Source organism: uncultured Psychrobacter sp., from assembly GCF_947495825.1.
GTDB lineage: Bacteria > Pseudomonadota > Gammaproteobacteria > Pseudomonadales > Moraxellaceae > Psychrobacter.
On sequence record NZ_CANMAH010000011.1, the window covers coordinates 63666 to 82912 of the forward strand.

Below are 19247 nucleotides of genomic sequence, written 5' to 3' on the forward strand. Positions count from 1 at the left end.
CTGCGTTCGTTAACTAAGATAGACAATTTGCTTCTTGGCGTTGATAAAGCGCTACGGGCAGTCGTTCCAAACTCTAACCCCAGTACTCGTCCACTACCAGTCAATGATGATACGATTCCTGAGCTGAGCATTACAGAATCGCGGCACGTGGCAGGTCTTATGCGCATCAATCATACTGGTGAGGTATGCGCGCAAGGTCTATATCATGGACAAGCTTTTAGTGCCAAAGACGAGGACGTAAAGCAAGCCATGCAGCAATCAGCCGAAGAAGAAGTGGACCATTTAGTATGGTGTGAGACTCGTCTGCAAGAGTTGGGCAGTCATCCCAGTATTTTTACCCCATTGTGGTATGGTATGTCTTTTGGTCTTGGTGCTGTTGCTGGTGCTATCTCAAACGAGTTTAGCTTAGGCTTCGTCGCTGAAACTGAGGCTCAAGTTAGTGAGCATTTGCAAGATCATATCGAACAGCTACCAGCACAAGATAAGCGTTCGCGTGCCATACTGGCACAGATGGACATCGAAGAGCTACATCATCGAGAGCTGGCAATTAACAGTGGCGGTGCGGCATTATCTCCCCCTATTCGCCGTACTATGCGCTGGATGGCCAATCGCATGAAAGCCACGGCTTATCATTTGTAGTCTAGCAAAGCTACGCGAGCTGTTTTGACGCTAAAATAGCCTACTAAAATCTTACATTTCGATAAAAGGTTTTAGTCTCTAAAGTCCCTGATGACTTTGACAATTGAAGCTAACCTGTAGGGTTTTTAACAATCCTGCTATTGAGAGGATTTATGCTAATTTGATAGGGTATAAAAAATTTGTACAGTTTCTAACCAGTTAGCATTTACTATATGTGTTTAACACATAGACATTACTTATCAGAAATAATTTATCAATAACCAAGGTAACGATTGCCATGAGCCAACCCATAAATCCCGTCAAACATAATAAATCAGCTACTTTAACTGCTTTAGCAGCGGCATGTACTTTAATGCTTTCAGCGCCTGCGCTAGCGGCAACTCCTGATGCAGCGACTGCACCTACGGCTACCGCACCTAGTGCTATTGACTCAAGTAAACGCATTATCCGTCGTGCTAAACCCAATGCAACTATTAACAGTCCACAATCAAATAGCGCGCAGTCAAATGCTGCTAACGCCATTACTCCTGATTCAATGACCAGTCAAAATGCAGCGCAGCAAGATAACTCTTTGACACAAGCTCAACCAACTCCATATACTCCTGCAGTCCCTGTAGCACCTAAACCTACTGGTACGACACAAGTTTATCAACGCGGCCCTATTACCAGCACTGGTATCGATATCAGTCGTGGTCAGCTAAACGGCATACCAACGCCGCAAGTCCGTATCTCAGATATTAGCTTTGTCCCTACGCTGTTGATTCCACAAAAAACTGGCCTTGGTACAGACAAGCTGGATGTCAGCTTACTTGATGACTTTATTGAAGACGTCTCGCCCAACGCACGCCACTATCCTCCAAACTTCCCCAACCGCTCACAACGTCACTACACTCGTGAAAAAATCAAAGTATTGACTGAATGGATCGAACCTTATGCCAGCGAGCCTGACGCTTCTTATGATGTCTTATTGCGCGCCGCCAAACTTAACGGTATGGGTCGTAACTTAGATTTAGGCTCAGATTATGCAGTTCGCGCTGGTCAATATGTAGATCGCGCTATTAAAGCCAAGCCAGATAGCGGAGAAGCCAACTTTTTATATGGCATGATGCTATCAGAAGGTGGCGGGTTTAAAGAGGGTAAAAAGTATCTGGACAAAGCGGTCGAGCTTGGTTATACCGAAGCTGAGCAAAGCTTAGCGCAGTCTGATTTGTTGAGTGATCGCCGTAATGAAGCCTTAGAGCGCCTACGTCGTCTTGAACAACAAGTGCCGGACAACTCAATCATTCGTCAACAGATTAAACTGATTGAAGATGGCAAGTACTACATTTGGGATTTGCCTGCACCTGATATTGATGTTAAACCAAATACTCCGATTACCTAATTTTATGAGTGGCCATAAATGAGTGCATACCGCTCATTTATATGGTTAATTAAAGCGTTACCTACAAACTCACCTTAAGTAAAGCACGTTCGTTTTATATTGATAATATATCGATAATAGAGCGAACGTGCTTTTTTATGGGCTGGTATATTTGTTATATAAAACCGTCTGTATTTAGCATTACTTTTTTTAAGACCCACTGTTCAGTTATTAAGATTTCAATATTAAGCGTTAATCCATATAGTGTAAACGCATAAGTTACGCTAGACTCATTAGTATATGGGTGTTCGTAATGCAAACAATTATGGAAAATCTATATTTATAAAACTTATTTACTAAGGTCTGCTATGTCATTTGCCACTCTTACTGCGATCACAGCAGCATATATTAAGAAAAAGTCGATGGCTACCACAGTACCAGCAGTACTTGTAGCGACTATGATGCTACTGCCCGCCTGTAGTACAGTCTCAGTCAACACTCAAACACCATCAAAAACCATCAAAGATCAGCGTGGTAGTATTGTTACTGAAAATAAGCTGAGTACGGCTACGTCTTCAACCCTATTGTCTGCAGGTCTCGATGAGCAAGCTTGTCTACAGTACTTTGATCAGTGTTTAGCGCAGTTATCAGATAGCATGCTTGACGAGCACTATAGAGCCGCGCTTGCTGTCTATGCTGAGCTTCACTATGCAAAGGCGCGTCAACTTGTTAATTCAAACGATTGTCAGCAGTCTTTAACCCGGCCGCCCCTTGATCCTTACTACGCCAATGCGCCTTTGACAACTGAGCAAGCTAAGATTCAACAGCAAAATGCTACTAACTGTACCAGCAGCTATCAAGCAAGGCTTTTCGATGCGATTAAGCTCAGTTACAGCTATCTATTTTATGACAGTTTGCTTCATGATTTTGAGGAGACCAATACGGACAAGACTGTCACACATCCATCAAACCGTATTCCAACAGAAATCGATATACAAACTCAAGACGTATATAATGCTGCCACTAACAGCGTTATCAAACAGCTCTACCAGTCAAAAGATAGTGCAAATAATTTGATGGGCCATACCAAAATAAAGCATTTACCAACCGATGCAAAAATTAACAATAGTAATGAAGCAGCAATTGCCAACCAAGCACCATTAAATGGTAAACCTACTGATCAGATTAACGTCATGAATATTGAAGTCGACAACTATGACCTTAATGTTTATTTGCCTAACGAAAATAACTACTTACAAAACGCACATGAGCAAGACTCTGCTCTTACAGACTTAACTTCAGCCTATGAGCTGCGTCTATCGGGGCTAAATTCTGTTAGTAAGCGCCCAGGTCTTGGCGTAAGCTTGGTTGCCTCATTAAACGATCGTTATACGACTACTATTCGCCAATTGTTGGCTTCATCGTTATCGGGTAAGCTATCTACTATGGCAAGCAACGGCAGTATGAACGATAGCGATGTAAGTTCACGTATCTATCCTACTGGCCATCTTCTCCTGACAGGTCTCATAAAACCCGCTGGTGACAGCATTCTTGATGTGCTTAGTAGCAATCAGCTCGATATTCACTTATACAATCCTTACCGTAGTCGTAACGTCCGTATTCTTGGCAATGACTATCCACTTGCTGCCAACTTCTCAGCAGGGTATGGACTATGGCTAGCAGAAAACCAGCTTGATGGGGTCGGTTATCTAAACTTACTGACGCGGCGACAAGAAACCACACTACCTAAGCTATTTATGCTTGAACCTTACGATCCAGATAAGCGGGTGATTGTCATGATACATGGTCTGGCCTCTAGTCCCGCTACTTGGGTCAACTTAACCAATGATATATTCAATGACGACAAGCTACGTGATAACTATCAAGTATGGCAGATATTTTATCCAACCAATCTGCCTATTTTAGAAAATCGCTATCAGATTCAAAAACTACTCGAAACCACTTATCAACAAACAGACCCTAGCGGACAAAACCGCGCTAGCAAAAATAGCGTGATTATTAGTCATAGTATGGGTGCTGTTATTTCTCGTATGATGCTATCTAACGACAATTTAATGGATGATTTAGATAGGCTTGATGACCAAGACATGCTTTCTATGAGTGAAAAGCATAAAATTCGTAATGCACTTAATCAGTCTTTTGGCGGTCAACAACTAAAAGATCGCTTTGAATTACAAACGTTACCACAAGTAGATACAGCTGTTTTTTTGTCAGCGCCATTTAGAGGGACTGATTATGCAGATCGCTGGTTTACTCGTGCCCTGCGCCGTATTGTTTACTTACCAGTAGGCTTGGTAAAAACCATCACAGATAATTTAGCCGCCATTACCATCAAAGGTGATTTGGCACAAAATCCTTTAGGTGCCCTATATTTACAAAATGGGGCCAGTCAATTAAGTAATAAGTCCTCCTTTATTCAATTGACTAAAGACATTTCTATCGATGACGGTGTTACTTATCATTCAATTATCGCCAACAACGATGCAGATATTACTCAAGGCTTGGCGCAGATGCAGCCAAACGGTGCCAAGATAGACTTATCTACAGCAGTATCATCCGATACGAGCGACACATCGGGCATATCTAGTAAACCACTGGTCGCTGCTGTCGTCGTAGACAATGATATCAGTCAAGCACTCACAGAACGATTATCTGATGGCATCGTTCCTTACACCAGCGCTCATCTTGAAGGCACGTCTTCTGAAACCGTCATCAACGGCGGCCATAGTATCCAAGCCAATCCGCAGACTATTTTGACGTTGAGACGCATATTACATAAGCAGCTAAAGCAATAATATATGTTATGAGCAACTATTAAGTATATCTTTATTATCAGTAATTACTGAGGACGGACTCGTAGTCGTTAGGTTAACAACACTTACCATGCACAGCTTGCGTGTGTACTTAGGGTGGCGCATAATATATGCACGTTAATAGATATTAATTTACGTAATTTATAGACAAATGACTTTAATTTATAAGGATATAGGTTATCTACTACAGCTAAATAGTGTTTGTATAAAATATCTTTATATAAGACGCTCTTAGCTAAATGTCGTTTGTAGCTAAATAACAATTGGCTATTGCCCGTAACGTTTGTATTATTGATTACGGACAGTTATTTGAGCGTATCATGGAAGCCATCGCTAGTCAGCTAACAGGTAAAGGTAACCGTTTATGTTCGCTACGTTTATGATCGATCAGATGGATGCGCTTATGCTAGCGCGTATCCAGTTTGCTTTTGTTATCTCTTTTCACATAGTTTTTCCTGCCTTTTCTATCGGACTCGCCAGTTTTTTAACTGTGCTTGAATTTCGGTGGCTAAAGACAGGCGAGCCTATTTATGCAGAAGTTTACAAGCACTGGGTAAAAATATTTGCTGTTGTTTTTGGTTTGGGCGTAGTATCAGGCGTGGTCATGTCCTACCAATTCGGCACCAACTGGGCAGTATTCTCAGATAAAGCCGGCAACGTCTTGGGGCCTCTACTGGCATACGAAGTGCTGACCGCATTTTTCTTAGAAGCTTCTTTTCTTGGTATTATGCTGTTTGGTTGGGGGCGTGTTAGCAAGCGCATGCACTTTGCCTCAACGGCGATTGTGGCCGTTGGTACACTCATTTCAGGGTTCTGGATTTTGGCGGCTAATAGCTTTATGCAGACGCCGCAGGGCTTTATGGTTGGTGCAGATGGTTTGCTCTATCCAACCAACTGGCTTGAGATTATCTTTAACCCATCATTCCCGTTCCGCTACGCCCACATGATAACGGCAGCTTTCTTAACCACTGCCTTTGTGATTGGTGGTATCGGTGCCTACTATATCCAATCCAAAAAACATACTGAACATCGCAAACATGGCCGCGTCATGCTAGGTATGGCAATGGTAATGGCTATTTTTGTTGCGCCAGCGCAGGTAGTATTTGGCGATATGCATGGTTTAAACACGCTTGAGCATCAACCTGCTAAAGTTGCAGCGATGGAGGGTCTTTGGGAAGATGAGCGCGGGGCGCCATTAGTCCTATTTGGCATTCCAGACCAAGAAGCACAAAAAAACCATTATGAAGTTAAAATCCCCTATTTATCTGGTCTAATTTTGACGCACTCGTTGGATGGTGAAGTTAAAGGGCTTAAGAATTGGGCGCCAGAAGATCAGCCTTATGTTCCTATTGTGTTTTGGTCATTTCGCGTCATGGTGGGTATAGGTACGCTGATGGTCCTAGTCGGATTGTTTAGTCTCTATAAATACTTTAAAAAACAGCAGTACAGTCCTGAAAGTAAATGGTTCCACCGTGCATGGATGATGATGACGCCTCTTGGTTTTGTTGCCTTACTTGCCGGTTGGTTCGTCACTGAAACAGGGCGTCAACCATGGACAGTATATGAGGTAATACGTACCGCTGAAAGTATGTCACCACTGGCAGCTCAGCAAGTTGCAACGACGCTGATTGGCTTTATTGTTCTATACACTTTTGTCTTTGGTGCGGGCAGTTTTTATATCTTACGTCTGATTGCTCAAGGGCCAAAACCTTACGAAGACCCTGCAGATGACAATTTTTATGAACACTCTATTACTGAAGGACAAGGTCGCACATTGAGTGGTGACAGTAATCCTTCTGAAAACACTAAGAAGGATGACGGAGAAGATCTTGATACACCGACAGATGATGTCGATGACGGAGGGTTACGCTAATGTTTAACTACGGTGATGTATTAGACTTACCTTTGATTTGGGGCGGACTAATCGCGCTCTCTGTCTTTATCTACGTGCTACTTGATGGTTTTGACTTAGGTTGTGGGATTTTATTTCCATTTGCAGGCTCAGACAAAAACCGTAGCCGAATGATGAACTCCATTGCCCCATTTTGGGATGGTAATGAGACTTGGTTGGTATTGGGCGGTGGTGGCTTATTTGCTGCCTTTCCAGTCGCTTACGGTATTATCATGACTGGCCTTTACTTGCCCGTTACCGCTATGCTGTTTGGCCTCATCATGCGTGGGGTTGCGTTTGAGTTTCGCTTTAAAGCCTCCTCACGCCGGCATGTCTGGGACACCTTCTTTTTTGTAGGTTCTGTGATTGCCACCTTCTCTCAAGGAATCATGCTTGGTGCATTGGTGCAAGGATTAGAAGCCAGCAACCGTTTGTACACTGGCGGTCCTTTTGACTGGTTTTCACCCTTCCCAATCATGTGTGGATTTGCACTTATCATTGGTTATGCACTACTTGGTTCTACTTGGCTTATTATCAAAACTGAACATAAGCTACAAGTATGGGCACGCAAAGTCTCTAGCTGGATGTTGATGGCATTAGTGGGTGCGATGATAGTAGTTACAATCTTTATGTTTTTCTCGGATATCGATGCGCTTGAAGGCTGGTTTAGCTTCCCAGGTTTGCTCTATCTTGCGCCGATGCCTATTATTGTATTAGTGCTATTTTTCTTAATGCGTAAAGACTTAAACACTGAGCGCGAATATCGTCCATTTTTATTGACGGTTGCTCTATTTTTGATGGGATATATCGGTGTTTGTTTTGCCATATTCCCTTATATAGTACCGTATCAGATGACGATTTATGAGGCAGCGGCGGCTGATACCTCGCTCTCCTTTATGCTGATTGGTGCCGCTATTATGCTACCGATTATCCTAAGTTATACAGCTTTTGCGTATTATACCTTTAAGGGAAAATCTGATCACAATCCTATGTATTAATAAATAATAGCGATATGTATTGGATAAATTAGAATGACTGTGGCTGCCGCAATTAGATGATGCCAGCCGCAAACAAAAGCAAATGGGGAGGTTCCCATGAAAAAGCTCAGTAAAAAACAATCGCAATGGGCATGGTTCATTGGTCTATATCTGGCAGGTTTTTTGGTTATTTTTACTATTGCTCAATTAATCAAACTGGCAATGGGCGTTTAAAACGTTGTTTATCTAATACAAAAAGGCAACGCTGATCTTATGATTAGCGCTGCCTTTTTTATTTATCAAGTTTTTTATTAATCAAGCACCGTAATGATTATCCACGCCTTTACTTTCAATAAACTCGTTAACTTGTGCTAAACGCTCAGGTGTGCCAACGTCTATCCAATTATTAGTAATAACTTCAGCGGTAATCTGAAACTTAAGCATCGCCTGCTTGAGTAGTGGCGCTAGCGCCTCTGGTTGCCCCGCGACCAAGCCATCAACCAATCTGGGTGACATCACGCTAATACCAGCAAAGGTATATTTGTCCGCCTCACCGATTGGATTCTCACTGGCAAGCCCATTATTAATAGCAAAGTCGCCACTGTCATTATGCTCTGGATTATCAATTAATAATAAATGTGCACGCTGATCGGCGCTCAATGTATAATCTTGTAATTGTGCAAAATCATACGTCGTCCAGACATCAGAGTTGACTAAAATAAAAGGTTCATCTCGCAGTTTACCCGTTTGTAGCGCTTGAAAAATCCCACCTGCGGTCTCTAAAGGCTCATCATCTTCAACCGACCAATGTAAATTCACTCCGTATTGTGACCCATCGCCTAGGGCATCCATCAGCTTTTCAGCGAGCCACGAGACATTGATAGCAATGTCATTGATGCCTGCTGCTTGTAACGCCTTAATATGCCAGACAATTAACGGCTGTCCGCCTACTTCAACTAATGGCTTTGGAGTTTCAAGAGTCAATGGACGCAGACGAGTCCCCTTGCCAGCCGCCAAAATCATTGCTTGTGTTATAACAGCCATGTATGCTCCTTATTAATATTATTATTTTAAAAATTGACTCAATTCATTATTATTTATAACTCATTAGTGTTTATCACGATGCAAACTTATCTCGATAAGCAGGTAATACGCTATCTTTTAACCATTGATTAAACGGCAATACTGCTTGTGTCATAGCATCACAACCTTGCTCAGCCAACCAATCTAACTCAAAGATAAGATCGCGCATGACTTTTGGAATATCAGCTAAATAGCGGTTTTTACCATCACGCTCAGACAAGCGAATAAAAATCCCTAATACCTTTAGGTGTCGCTGTACACCCATCACGTTTAGATCATGCTCAAACTGCTCAGCACTGTCTGCTGTCGGTAGCACTGCCTGCTGTTGCAATTGCCAAAAATCATTAACCCAGCTTGATACCTGACTCTCTGGCCACTCCACATAAGCATCACGCACTAACGATACCAAATCATAAGTATACGCACCGATGACAGCATCTTGAAAGTCAATGACACCTAAGCGCGAATGATCTACTTGATCTTGCATTAAGTTGCGACTGTGATAATCACGATGAACCACGACTTGCGGCTGGGTCAAAATATCATTGATTAAAGCTGCTTTTAAATTTTCCCATAACGTCTCATCAAGGCTTACACCGATATAAGGTATGAACCAATCACGGAACAAATCCATTTCTCGATTGAGCATTGCGCTATCATAATCTGGCAATTCGTGCTCTACGCGAGCTATTTGCACAGGCGTCTTTTGTAGGTCAATCAACGTCTTCATCGCCAATTGATAGCAATCGTCAACTTTTTTAGCTGGTGCATCAACCAATAAGTGCGCAAACTCTGTCGCTCCAAAATCTTGTAATACTAAAAACCCTTGTGCCATATCTTGAGCCACAAGATCTGGTACATTGACTACAGGCGCCATCAGTTTAGTCACATTGACAAACTGCTGCATGGCATCTTGTTCATCAGCAGAATCCATGACGATATACCTTGCCACTGGGATATCATCGCTATTATTGCTATCAAATAGCTGTATGCGGTGATACTGGCGTGCACTGGCATCACCCGGTAAGCTATCAAGCATAAACGTCTGATCTACAAATACTTGCTGCAACCAGTTCTCTAGTTGCTGCTGACGATTAGTCACATTATTATTAGCCATAGTAGTAGTGGTGGTGGTCACTGCACTGGCGTTAAGATTCGTATTGGTATCGGGCTGTAAAGGTATATTGTCTGTCATAAGGGCATCGCAGGTTAACAGGTAGTAAGCTTGAGCATTTGATCATTATAAAACCATGATATTGAGAACATAACTGTCAAATACTAAGCATTAATAGCTAAAGTAGTAATAAATAAAGTAAATACTTGCTAGAATGACGAGCTATTTTTAACAGCTAGACGTTTTAGCTCTTTTAAGCTTCAGTTTATAGGCTGTGCTAAGCTTCAACGCTAAAAGCATCTTACTACGTCAAAAAATTTGATGAATAGTGTAGCTGATTTGGTTTTTTTTGACTATGATAAGTCGTCAATAGTTGTAATATGATGGTATATTCAAATTTATATTACCGTATAGTAGTCAGAAATATGACTACTTTTAACTCGCTTTTATTGTTTCAAACTGGTTTTTATCAGTTCAGCTTAAACATACAGCGAGATTAAAACCTACAACTAAATCAAATACCGCAACCCCATAGGCTTTGCAATCATAGGTGTGCCCTTGTTATATTCTCCGCTTTACCAAAGCATTCGTTTGATTTTGTTTGGTGCCATCAGCTTAACAGGTTTGACTGTAAGCGCTGCCACGATAGATAACGATGATAAGCAGGCAGCAGCGCCGCTAATTTCTGACAGCCCTAGTATCGCCAGTACTTCTACTAAAGACTACCGCGGCAGAGATAGCAACAGCTTGAGCAATACAACAACCACGGATGTTGCTCCTTTGTCTACCGTAGATCCTATAAACGCTAAGCACAGTGCTGATACGGCAATTGGTAACCAAGCTAACGACAACGGCTATCCCTTAGCCCCTAGCGAAAAACTCAATGCCAGTGATGATTTGGCTGCTAATAGTACAGTGTCTAATACTAATAATGCCACCTTAACAATCTCTGAAACCACTCAAATTTCAAACATTGATGTTAAGGAGTCACAAGACAATATCGATAGTAACAATAAAAAAAATACAGAGCAGGCAAAACAACCTATAAAGCAGAGTCCAGCAGTTGAGAATAGCCGTCTTGATATCAATGATGAGAGTGTCCAAGACAGCCTGATGCGTTTAGCAGAGTTTTATGAGCTGACACCAGACACAGATTTATCAACCTTAAGGAACAACAATGCTGCTATAAGCTCTGAACAAAGCGATGTTCGAAATCAACTAACGCCCACAACTCAAAATATCCCTAAAGTAGGTAAAGAATTAAAGCTACTTCCGAACACAGTGGATAGTGCACAGCGCTGTGTAGGTCAATGGGTCAGCCCTAAGCGTAACCCCAATTATCAACGTGCAGTCAACGAAACAGACGGACAGACAAACACCAACCTTAATGGCATTCCCAACGAGCAAGCACCTCTGTTTTCGGAGTCTGACTATGGCTATTATAATAATGTAGATTATGCTAAGCTATCTGGCAATGTCATTATCGACCAAGGTAGTCAGCATATCGAAGCCGATAAGGTGACGCTTGATCTGGCTAATGGCATTGCTGCAGCACAAGGCAAAGTCATGTTTACTGACCAAGCTTCCAATAATAACAATGCTCAAAGCAGCGGTAAAGTCAGTATCACTGATAAAGCTGCAAAGGGCGGTCTTATTGGGGTCGCAGATAATCTAGCATATAACACAGAGACTGGACAATCTACTGCTGATGAAGTGGCGTTTGCCAGTGTAGAGTTGCAGGCACACGGTTATGCTAAGCGTTTGAATCGACCTAATGATACTCAGTATGAGCTTGATGAGGTAATGTTTAGTACTTGCCCGCCAACCAATCGTAAATGGCAGTTCGATGCCAAAAGTATTGATCTAGATACCGAGACTGGACGCGGCGAAGCTTACGATACTACTTTTCGTATTGCAGATGTCCCTGTATTTTACTTACCTTACTTCAACTTCCCTATAGACAGTCGCCGTAGTAGTGGTTTTTTATTACCCAGCGCGAATATCGGTAGCGAGAGTGGTTTAGAAATCGATATTCCCTACTATTTTAACCTCGCGCCCAACTATGATGCTACGCTCAACACTCATCTTTATACCAATCGAAATCCTATGCTATCAGGCGAGTTTCGTTACTTAACTGAAGATTATGGCGAGGGCATCTTTAATGGCTCATACTTACCCAACGATAGAGAATACGATGGGGAGAATCGCAGTAGCTTTTTTTATGATCACTACTGGTCATCGAGTAGCATTCCGCGTTTGAGCGGCGATGCTAAATACAGTTATGTGTCTGATGAAGACTACTTAAACGACTTTGATACACTTGGTCTATCAGACAATACTTTAAACTTACCAAGACGCGGGCGGCTTAACTATTACAATGATTATGTCAATGGTGAGCTAAAGCTTGAAACGTTCCAGACGCTTAGTGCCTTCACAAGTACGGGCGATGCGTTAGAAGATAAAGACAAACCCTACTCACGCCTGCCGCAGCTATCTCTCAATTATCGTCTGCCTTGGTTAGATGCCTTTGACATTACAGGCGTTCATGATTCAGCTTACTTCAAAAAATCCATTGATGACGGCTCTGAGGACGAAAAAAGCGGTATACGTGTCTACAATAAACTCAGTACTACTTACCCAATTGAAGCTGCGTGGGGTTATGTAAAACCAAAGCTTAGCTTACAACATCTATATACCTCTTATGATCAAGACAGTTTAGAAGACAACCAGTTGAATAAAGAAGATGGCAGTCAATCGGTCTTTGTACCGCAAGCTAGTATCGATGCTGGATTGCATCTATATCGTGCAGGCTCACCCTTTGGAGCTTTCGACAATACCATGGGTGGATATCAGCTACTTAGCCCGCGACTGAAATACACTTATTCGCCCTTTGAAGATCAAAACGACATTCCTAACTTTAATACTCGTATTGCTTCTATCAATTACGAACAGTTATTTTCGGACAGCTGGTTTTTAGGACATGATCGCTTGCAGGACTTGCATGCCATCACGCCAGGTATCAATTATCGTTACATCGATGCAACGGGCGTGACACGTTTTGATGGTAGCATTGCAGAGCAATTCTATTATGGTGATGGGCGCGTCACTCTTGATGACCAAACGCCCGTATTTAGCACGTCTTCCTCTGGAATGGTATGGAATGCTAGTGCTCAACCTTACAATAACGTGTGGGTTGATGTCAGTGGCGCGTTAGACAATAGCTATGATCTTAATTACCTTACGACAGAATTACGCTATCAGCCATCAAATAATAGCTTATTTAACGTCGGCTTTGTGAAGCGTCAACGTGATGAAAACACAGATCAGTTGCCATTATCTGCGTTTACAGCGTCTGCTATTTTCCCTGTCAATAATAGCTGGCGTGTGCTTGCTCAAGGTCAGTACGATTATCGTAGCGACAAAATGCTGGACGCCCTCGTTGGTATCGATTATGAAGACTGCTGCATTGGTTTTGCAGTTTATGGTCGTCGCTACTATAATGATCTAAACCTTAGAGAAAAACCCACACAAGCGGTTATGGCAGAGATCAGACTTAATGGACTTGGCAGTAGTAGCAGTCGTCTGACTCGCTTACTGGCAGATAAAGTCTTAGGTTTTGAGCCAGTACAAACAGCGTGGAAAGACTGACAGTTACGCTAACGCCAAGTTTAGCAAAATTAGATGCATGAGCGATAATATAGCAAACTGTGCCGTATAATAAACTGAAAAACAAGTGTGAATAATCACATAACAATATTATGAGCAAAATATCTAGTACACAATTATTTGCACGATAACTCGCAACGTGTCATAAGGATAATTGCTCAACTACCATCCGATGCGATGATATTGATGAGGAGCATCATGAGATTTTTTTCTTTACGCCAGACCAGCCGTGCTGTACTAGTTTCTATGAGTATTAGTGCAGGCATTTTATTAAGCACTGGTAGCCAAGCTGCACCAGCAGTTACGCAAACGGACGCTGTAACATCTAGTCAAGATAATAACGCTCGTTTAACGTCTGCTAGTAGTACTGACGGTATTATCGCTTTGGTCAATGATAATGCTATATTAAAAAGTGACTTAGCAAATGCTATTGCGCAAACACAAGCACGGGCACAAGCCGCTGGCGAACCTATCGCTAATTCAGCACAATTGCAGTCTGAGGTACTAAATGCGCTGATATTGCGTGAGCTACAGTTATCATTGGTCAATCGTGTCGGCCTAAAGCCTGATGAGGCTGCTATCAATCAACGTCTTGCACAAATTGCTCAGTCTGAAGGCCTTAACAGTATTGGTGCACTACAGCAGCGCCTAGATGCCAGCCAAGCAGGAAGCTACGCGGCTTTACGTGCTCAACTGATTGAAGATGCCGCTATTCAAGCACTACAACAGCGACAAATCACTAACCGTGTACGCATCAGTGAACAAGATATTGATGCATTTTTGAGCTCTCCTGAAGCAAAACGCCTAAATCAAAGTGAGTATCAAACCATCCACATTCGCGTACCTTACATAGATGACTACAGTCGCTTATCAGAAGCTCAGCGTAGTGAGGCACTAAAAGTTGCGCAGGATTTGCGTACTCGCCTGCAAGCACCAAACGCCGATGTCGAAGCTGCAGTCGCTGAGGCTCAAGGCAGTTATCCTATCCTATTGCAGGGTGGCGACATGGGTTATCACAAAGCTGCGGCATTACCTACAGAGCTCTCTAGCGAAATTACCAAGCTTGAAGTAGGTGCTGTTAGCGCTCCGTTGGTGACCCCTGAAGGTATTGATATCATCAAATTAGCTGACAAAAAATCAAGTGATACCATGATTATACCGCAGTGGCATACTCGTCATATCTTGGTTAAAGTTGATGAGCTTCAAACAGATGCTCTCGCTGAACAGAAGATTAATGATTTATATAATCAGCTACGTCAAGGAGCGAGTTTTGCTGATTTAGCATCGACTTATTCTGATGATCCAGGCTCAGCAGGACGTGGTGGCGATCTTGATTGGGTCAGCGAAGAAGATATGGTTGGTCCATTTGAAGATGTTATGAAAAACACTACTGTCGGTGATTACTCTGCTCCTTTCAAAACTCAATTTGGTTGGCATATTCTAAAAGTAGAAGACAAACGTCAACAAGATTTCAGTGATCAATACCGTCGCAATATGGCTCGTCAAGCGCTTTATCAACGCTTAGCACCGCAAGCGCAAGAGGACTGGTTACAAGAATTGCGGGCTGGTGCTTATATACAAGTCCTTAACTAAGGTCAGTTGCCTTACCATTTATTTACATAATATTTATTAACTCATAAGGGCGTATATATTTATATACGTCCTTTTTATTTTCTTAAGTTTTATTGATAGTGCTTAGAGCTTATATATTATAACTATAAAATATCAACACTTTTACAACCTGCAATCAACTTCTTATGTGCTAATATCAATATAGCAAACTAGGGTTTGGCTTCATAAATTTTTCATTTATTCAAGTTTCTTTATAGTTGTTTGTACTGTTTCTAACTTTTATTCACAATAACTGTAACAATCAGCTGATGTTTAGTAAATATAATGCTACGACAGTTTGCTAAGTCCGAGGAGTCCTTCCTCGATGGTTTTATTTTGAGTGAGAACATCACAATTTAAGGTCTTACAGACTATCGAGGATATTATAAAGGTGAAAGGATGTATCGCCGTGCATTTTTTATAACTCCATAATCATAATTGATATTTAGGATACATAAGCGTGAATAATACATTAACTGGCAGTGACTTAACTCGAGCAATGCTAAATCGTGGCGATAAAAAGATTTGGTGTGCTGTAGATGACGATAGCGATGCACGTGCTATTAGTGATCAAATTGACAATGATTTTACCGCTCGTATCGTATCTTTCCGTGATGGAAAGTTTTATTGTACCGCTGGTATGACTTGGCTATATGCTGTACCTATCAAAATCGTTCCACTGACACAACAAGAAGCCAATTTGTAATTAAAGCTGGCTTTATGGCTTGTTAGAATAAGTGTTATTATTCTAAAGTTTTACTATGAATAAATGATTTTTATTTAAAAGCATATATAGATACATATGCTTTTTTGTATTTGCAGCTAGCGTGGTAAAGACAATAACATCTTATTCAGCTATTTGTTTCACAAAGAAAAGCCCCGAACCTAGGGCAATTGGTTCGGGGCTTTAGCGCTTCATGTTATTATTATTGTTCTTCCTTAATGACCCATCCTAAGTCTTAAACAATAACCTATAAGACAGCGGGCTGACCTGTTCTCATAGCATTATTGTCTCAACACTGCATCCTTGCCTATCCTTGTGTTGATGAAACTATTGTATGGTAAACGGATATAGGTAGATAGAGGCTAAAAACTCTATTTATTGTACGTTTTTGCTTACATTTATCCGCTTAAGTGAATAAAAAGAAAAAGAGTGTTTTGGACATTGTTTCAATTACAATCTGCATGTTCTTTTGTTACTTTATCTCCTTCCTTTTTACCCTCTTCGATTTTGCTTTTTGTCTCTTCAATGTCTTCAGTTTGAGCGGTAGGCGCATTCTGCTCTTGTTTGTCAGCTTCCTCCGGTTCGTACTGCAAAATTGTCATGACAGGAAAATGATCAGAGCCTACAGATGGCAGGCGCTGAATATCAACCACAGTAAAGCAAGCACTATGGAATAAATGATCTAATGCCCAGCGCAAAAACGGATAATCAGCATGAAAGGTATTGATAAAATGTCGACCAATACGTGGGTCTAGCAAGCCTGAGATACGCTGAAAACGGCGCGTGGTCTTCGACCATGCCACGTCATTTAGATCGCCTGCCAGTATGGCGGTTTGATTGTGCTCTTTGATGTGCTTGCCCACCATCAGCAGCTCGGCATCGCGAGTGGTCGACTTGTCGGCCTCAGTGGGACTGGGCGGCATCGGATGCAAGCAGTACAGCCAAATCACTTGACCATTTTGCAGACGCAGCTGCGAGTGGATCGACGGTATGTCATCTATCATCAAATACTTTACTTCAGGGTCGATCAGCTCAAGCTTAGAGTACAAATGCATGCCGTATAAATTATCCAGTGGTACTTTTACCGTATAAGGATAATCAGGCTCAATTTGATTAAGAGCCTTTTCCCATTTATCGTCAGTTTCTAAAGTGATCAAAATATCAGGCTGTTTTTGTTTGACCAAATTGACCAGTTTTTGTGTCTCATCATTAGGAGTCAGAACGTTTGATACCATTATTTTAAGTTGATATGCCTGCCCTTCTGGCTTGTCTTTTGCATTTTGGACTTCTTTTTTCCAAAGTTTAGTATAAGGCAATACCATTCTAAGCTGAAAAGCCAGCGTAATACTCAAGACAATAAATAACAGCCACTGTCCTAGTTGCCACTCTGGCCAAAACATCAACATGCCGACCCAAGCGACAATACCAAGAATCATGATTTGAATACGTGGAAACTCAACACCTCGTACCCACCAATTATCTAAAGGTAACCAGCCCCAGACTGTCAAAAATGCGATGAATCCTGCTAACCACTGTATGCCGTAATATAATAGGGATAGATCCATAGTTTGTGTTAACCGTTTATAAGTTTGTTGGTTAAGTTTATGATTATATTTAACTTAAATTAAATGACAAAAGCTCGTACAGTTTACTTTTAAGATATCTGAGCTTTTGTGCTACGTGCTTACACGAGTAAGTATATTGAATATTTATATCAGGTACACACTTTAGCATCTCATAAGACTATCGCCTATTGCTAAACATTACTCAAGCCTAAACTATCATAAAATATTACAAATTCAATATGTAAAGCATTGAAAGCAAAATTCACTTAACCTCATTTAAATCATCATAGTCGAATATCGATCAATCTAATAGCTAATGGTTCTACTCTCCACTGAATACCATTCCTATAGTAATAACCAAAAGTTATAATAAGCACAGTAAATATTGTGTGAAAAACTTCGAAAAACGATTAAAATACCTTGATTTTTAAGGATATTCACGGCATTGTTACTGGTTGACGATGTAATAACTGATTGTAAATAGGATTAGATTTCATGAGTAATTTAACAGTAGGCTTGGTGGGCTGGCGCGGTATGGTTGGCTCAGTATTAATACAACGCATGCAAGAAGAAAACGACTTTAATGGTATTACGCCTGTGTTTTTTTCGACCAGTAACGCAGGTGGCGATGCACCAAGCTTTGACGGTATTAAAACCAGTCAATTAAAGGATGCTCATGATATTGATGCGCTAGCAGAGTGCGATGTAATTATTACCTGTCAAGGCGGCGACTATACCTCTAAAGTACATCAACCCCTACGTGATAGCGGCTGGAATGGCTACTGGATCGATGCAGCCAGCACCTTGCGTATGGCAGACGACAGCATCATTATCCTTGATCCAGTTAACCGTAACGTCATCGATAGCGCGCTGGCCAGTGGCAAAAAAGACTTCATCGGTGGTAACTGTACGGTATCATTGATGCTAATGGCTATCGGTGAGCTGTTCAACAAAGGCTGGGTAGAATGGGTCAGCGCCATGACTTATCAAGCAGCCAGTGGTTCAGGCGCAAACAATATGCGTGAGCTTATCGAAGGCATGGGCGTGCTACGTGATGCAGTCAAGGACGAGCTGGCTAATCCAGCAAGTGCCATTCTTGATATCGACAAAAAAATCGCGCAGACCCAGCGCGCAGACAACTTTCCTAAGCAGTATTTTGGCGTACCGCTCGCAGGTAGCTTGATCCCTTATATCGATGCGCAATTAGAAAACAAGCAATCACGCGAAGAGTGGAAAGGCGGCGTCGAAACCAACAAAATCCTTGGCAACTCTGAAGCTGACAACATCGCTATTGATGGTATGTGTGTACGCATTGGTGCCATGCGCTGTCATGCTCAAGGCTTGACCATCAAGCTCAAAAAAGACATCCCGCTAGAGGAGATCGAAGCGGCGCTAAAAAATAGCGGCAATAAATGGTTAGATGTGGTCGAAGACGACAAAGAAGCCACTATGAACCGCTTAACGCCAGTTGCCGTAACAGGTACCTTAACTGTAGCGCTAGGACGTCTACGTAAGCTAAATATGGGACCTGAATATCTCGGTGCATTTACCGTCGGTGATCAGCTACTATGGGGCGCAGCTGAACCCTTACGCCGTATGCTAAACATCATCCGCGAGCAAAACGCCTAATTTTACAACTCAACTATGAAGTACAAGAAAGGCAGCAAATGGCTGTCTTTTTTTTATGGCGCTTTTAGGTTCACTCCTCAAAACGCGCTATGAGCCGCGCATAATATAAATGGCAACAAAATTGAGACTGGCATCCATATCCAAAAAAACTCCT

13 protein-coding genes are annotated in these 19247 nt (G+C 41.8%); 10 read left to right on the top strand and 3 right to left on the bottom strand.

The features are described 5' to 3' along the window. The 6 genes from coq7 (at position 1) to Q0895_RS11685 (ending at position 7935) form a co-directional block, all read left to right on the top strand. On the top strand, positions 1 to 639 hold the full coding sequence (coq7, locus tag Q0895_RS11660; protein ID WP_299189222.1) for a 2-polyprenyl-3-methyl-6-methoxy-1,4-benzoquinone monooxygenase: 639 nt from the start codon (positions 1 to 3) through the stop codon (positions 637 to 639). A gap of 277 nt (positions 640 to 916) precedes the next feature. Next, positions 917 to 2020 (top strand): hypothetical protein, encoded by a 1104-nt coding sequence (locus Q0895_RS11665; protein WP_299189112.1) that lies wholly within the window; start codon positions 917 to 919, stop codon positions 2018 to 2020. A 347-nt stretch (positions 2021 to 2367) separates the two neighbouring features. Then, positions 2368 to 4815: an alpha/beta hydrolase gene (locus tag Q0895_RS11670; RefSeq protein WP_299189113.1), complete on the top strand. Its 2448-nt coding sequence runs from the start codon at positions 2368 to 2370 to the stop codon at positions 4813 to 4815. Between the two features lie 397 nt (positions 4816 to 5212). Then, the gene (locus Q0895_RS11675) at positions 5213 to 6706 is read left to right on the top strand and encodes a cytochrome ubiquinol oxidase subunit I (RefSeq protein ID WP_299189224.1); all 1494 of its coding nucleotides are present in this window, start codon (positions 5213 to 5215) and stop codon (positions 6704 to 6706) included. Beyond that, complete coding sequence (gene cydB / locus Q0895_RS11680) at positions 6706 to 7722, top strand: cytochrome d ubiquinol oxidase subunit II (RefSeq protein WP_299189115.1); 1017 nt, start codon at positions 6706 to 6708, stop codon at positions 7720 to 7722. The genes Q0895_RS11675 and cydB overlap by 1 nt, the downstream gene beginning before the upstream one ends. A 96-nt stretch (positions 7723 to 7818) precedes the next feature. Further along, positions 7819 to 7935: a DUF2474 domain-containing protein gene (locus Q0895_RS11685; protein ID WP_149031854.1), complete on the top strand. Its 117-nt coding sequence runs from the start codon at positions 7819 to 7821 to the stop codon at positions 7933 to 7935. 81 nt (positions 7936 to 8016) lie between these two features. Here Q0895_RS11685 and murU read toward each other — a convergent pair whose 3' ends face one another. Beyond that, positions 8017 to 8745 carry an N-acetylmuramate alpha-1-phosphate uridylyltransferase MurU gene (murU, locus tag Q0895_RS11690; RefSeq protein ID WP_299189119.1) on the bottom strand — a complete coding sequence of 243 codons (729 nt, stop codon included), beginning with the start codon at positions 8743 to 8745 and terminating at the stop codon, positions 8017 to 8019. A 73-nt stretch (positions 8746 to 8818) separates the two neighbouring features. Then, the gene (locus tag Q0895_RS11695) at positions 8819 to 9901 is read right to left on the bottom strand and encodes a phosphotransferase (protein ID WP_366139951.1); all 1083 of its coding nucleotides are present in this window, start codon (positions 9899 to 9901) and stop codon (positions 8819 to 8821) included. A 549-nt stretch (positions 9902 to 10450) separates the two neighbouring features. On the opposite strand from Q0895_RS11695, the gene lptD reads away from it, so the two are divergent. The 3 genes from lptD (at position 10451) to Q0895_RS11710 (ending at position 15881) form a co-directional block, all read left to right on the top strand. Continuing rightward, entirely contained in the window at positions 10451 to 13546 is a 3096-nt protein-coding gene (gene lptD, locus Q0895_RS11700; protein ID WP_299189125.1) for an LPS assembly protein LptD, read from the top strand. A gap of 216 nt (positions 13547 to 13762) precedes the next feature. Beyond that, positions 13763 to 15157, top strand: coding sequence for a peptidylprolyl isomerase (locus Q0895_RS11705; RefSeq protein ID WP_299189126.1), 1395 nt, complete (start codon positions 13763 to 13765; stop codon positions 15155 to 15157). 478 nt (positions 15158 to 15635) lie between these two features. Further along, complete coding sequence (locus Q0895_RS11710; RefSeq protein WP_299189128.1) at positions 15636 to 15881, top strand: hypothetical protein; 246 nt, start codon at positions 15636 to 15638, stop codon at positions 15879 to 15881. Positions 15882 to 16345: 464 nt separating this feature from the next. Here Q0895_RS11710 and Q0895_RS11715 read toward each other — a convergent pair whose 3' ends face one another. After that, the gene (locus Q0895_RS11715) at positions 16346 to 17464 is read right to left on the bottom strand and encodes an endonuclease/exonuclease/phosphatase family protein (RefSeq protein WP_299189130.1); all 1119 of its coding nucleotides are present in this window, start codon (positions 17462 to 17464) and stop codon (positions 16346 to 16348) included. Between the two features lie 495 nt (positions 17465 to 17959). On the opposite strand from Q0895_RS11715, the gene asd reads away from it, so the two are divergent. Next, positions 17960 to 19093, top strand: a complete 1134-nt coding sequence (gene asd / locus Q0895_RS11720; protein WP_299189132.1) for an aspartate-semialdehyde dehydrogenase — start codon at positions 17960 to 17962, stop codon at positions 19091 to 19093. Positions 19094 to 19247 lie beyond the last annotated feature (154 nt).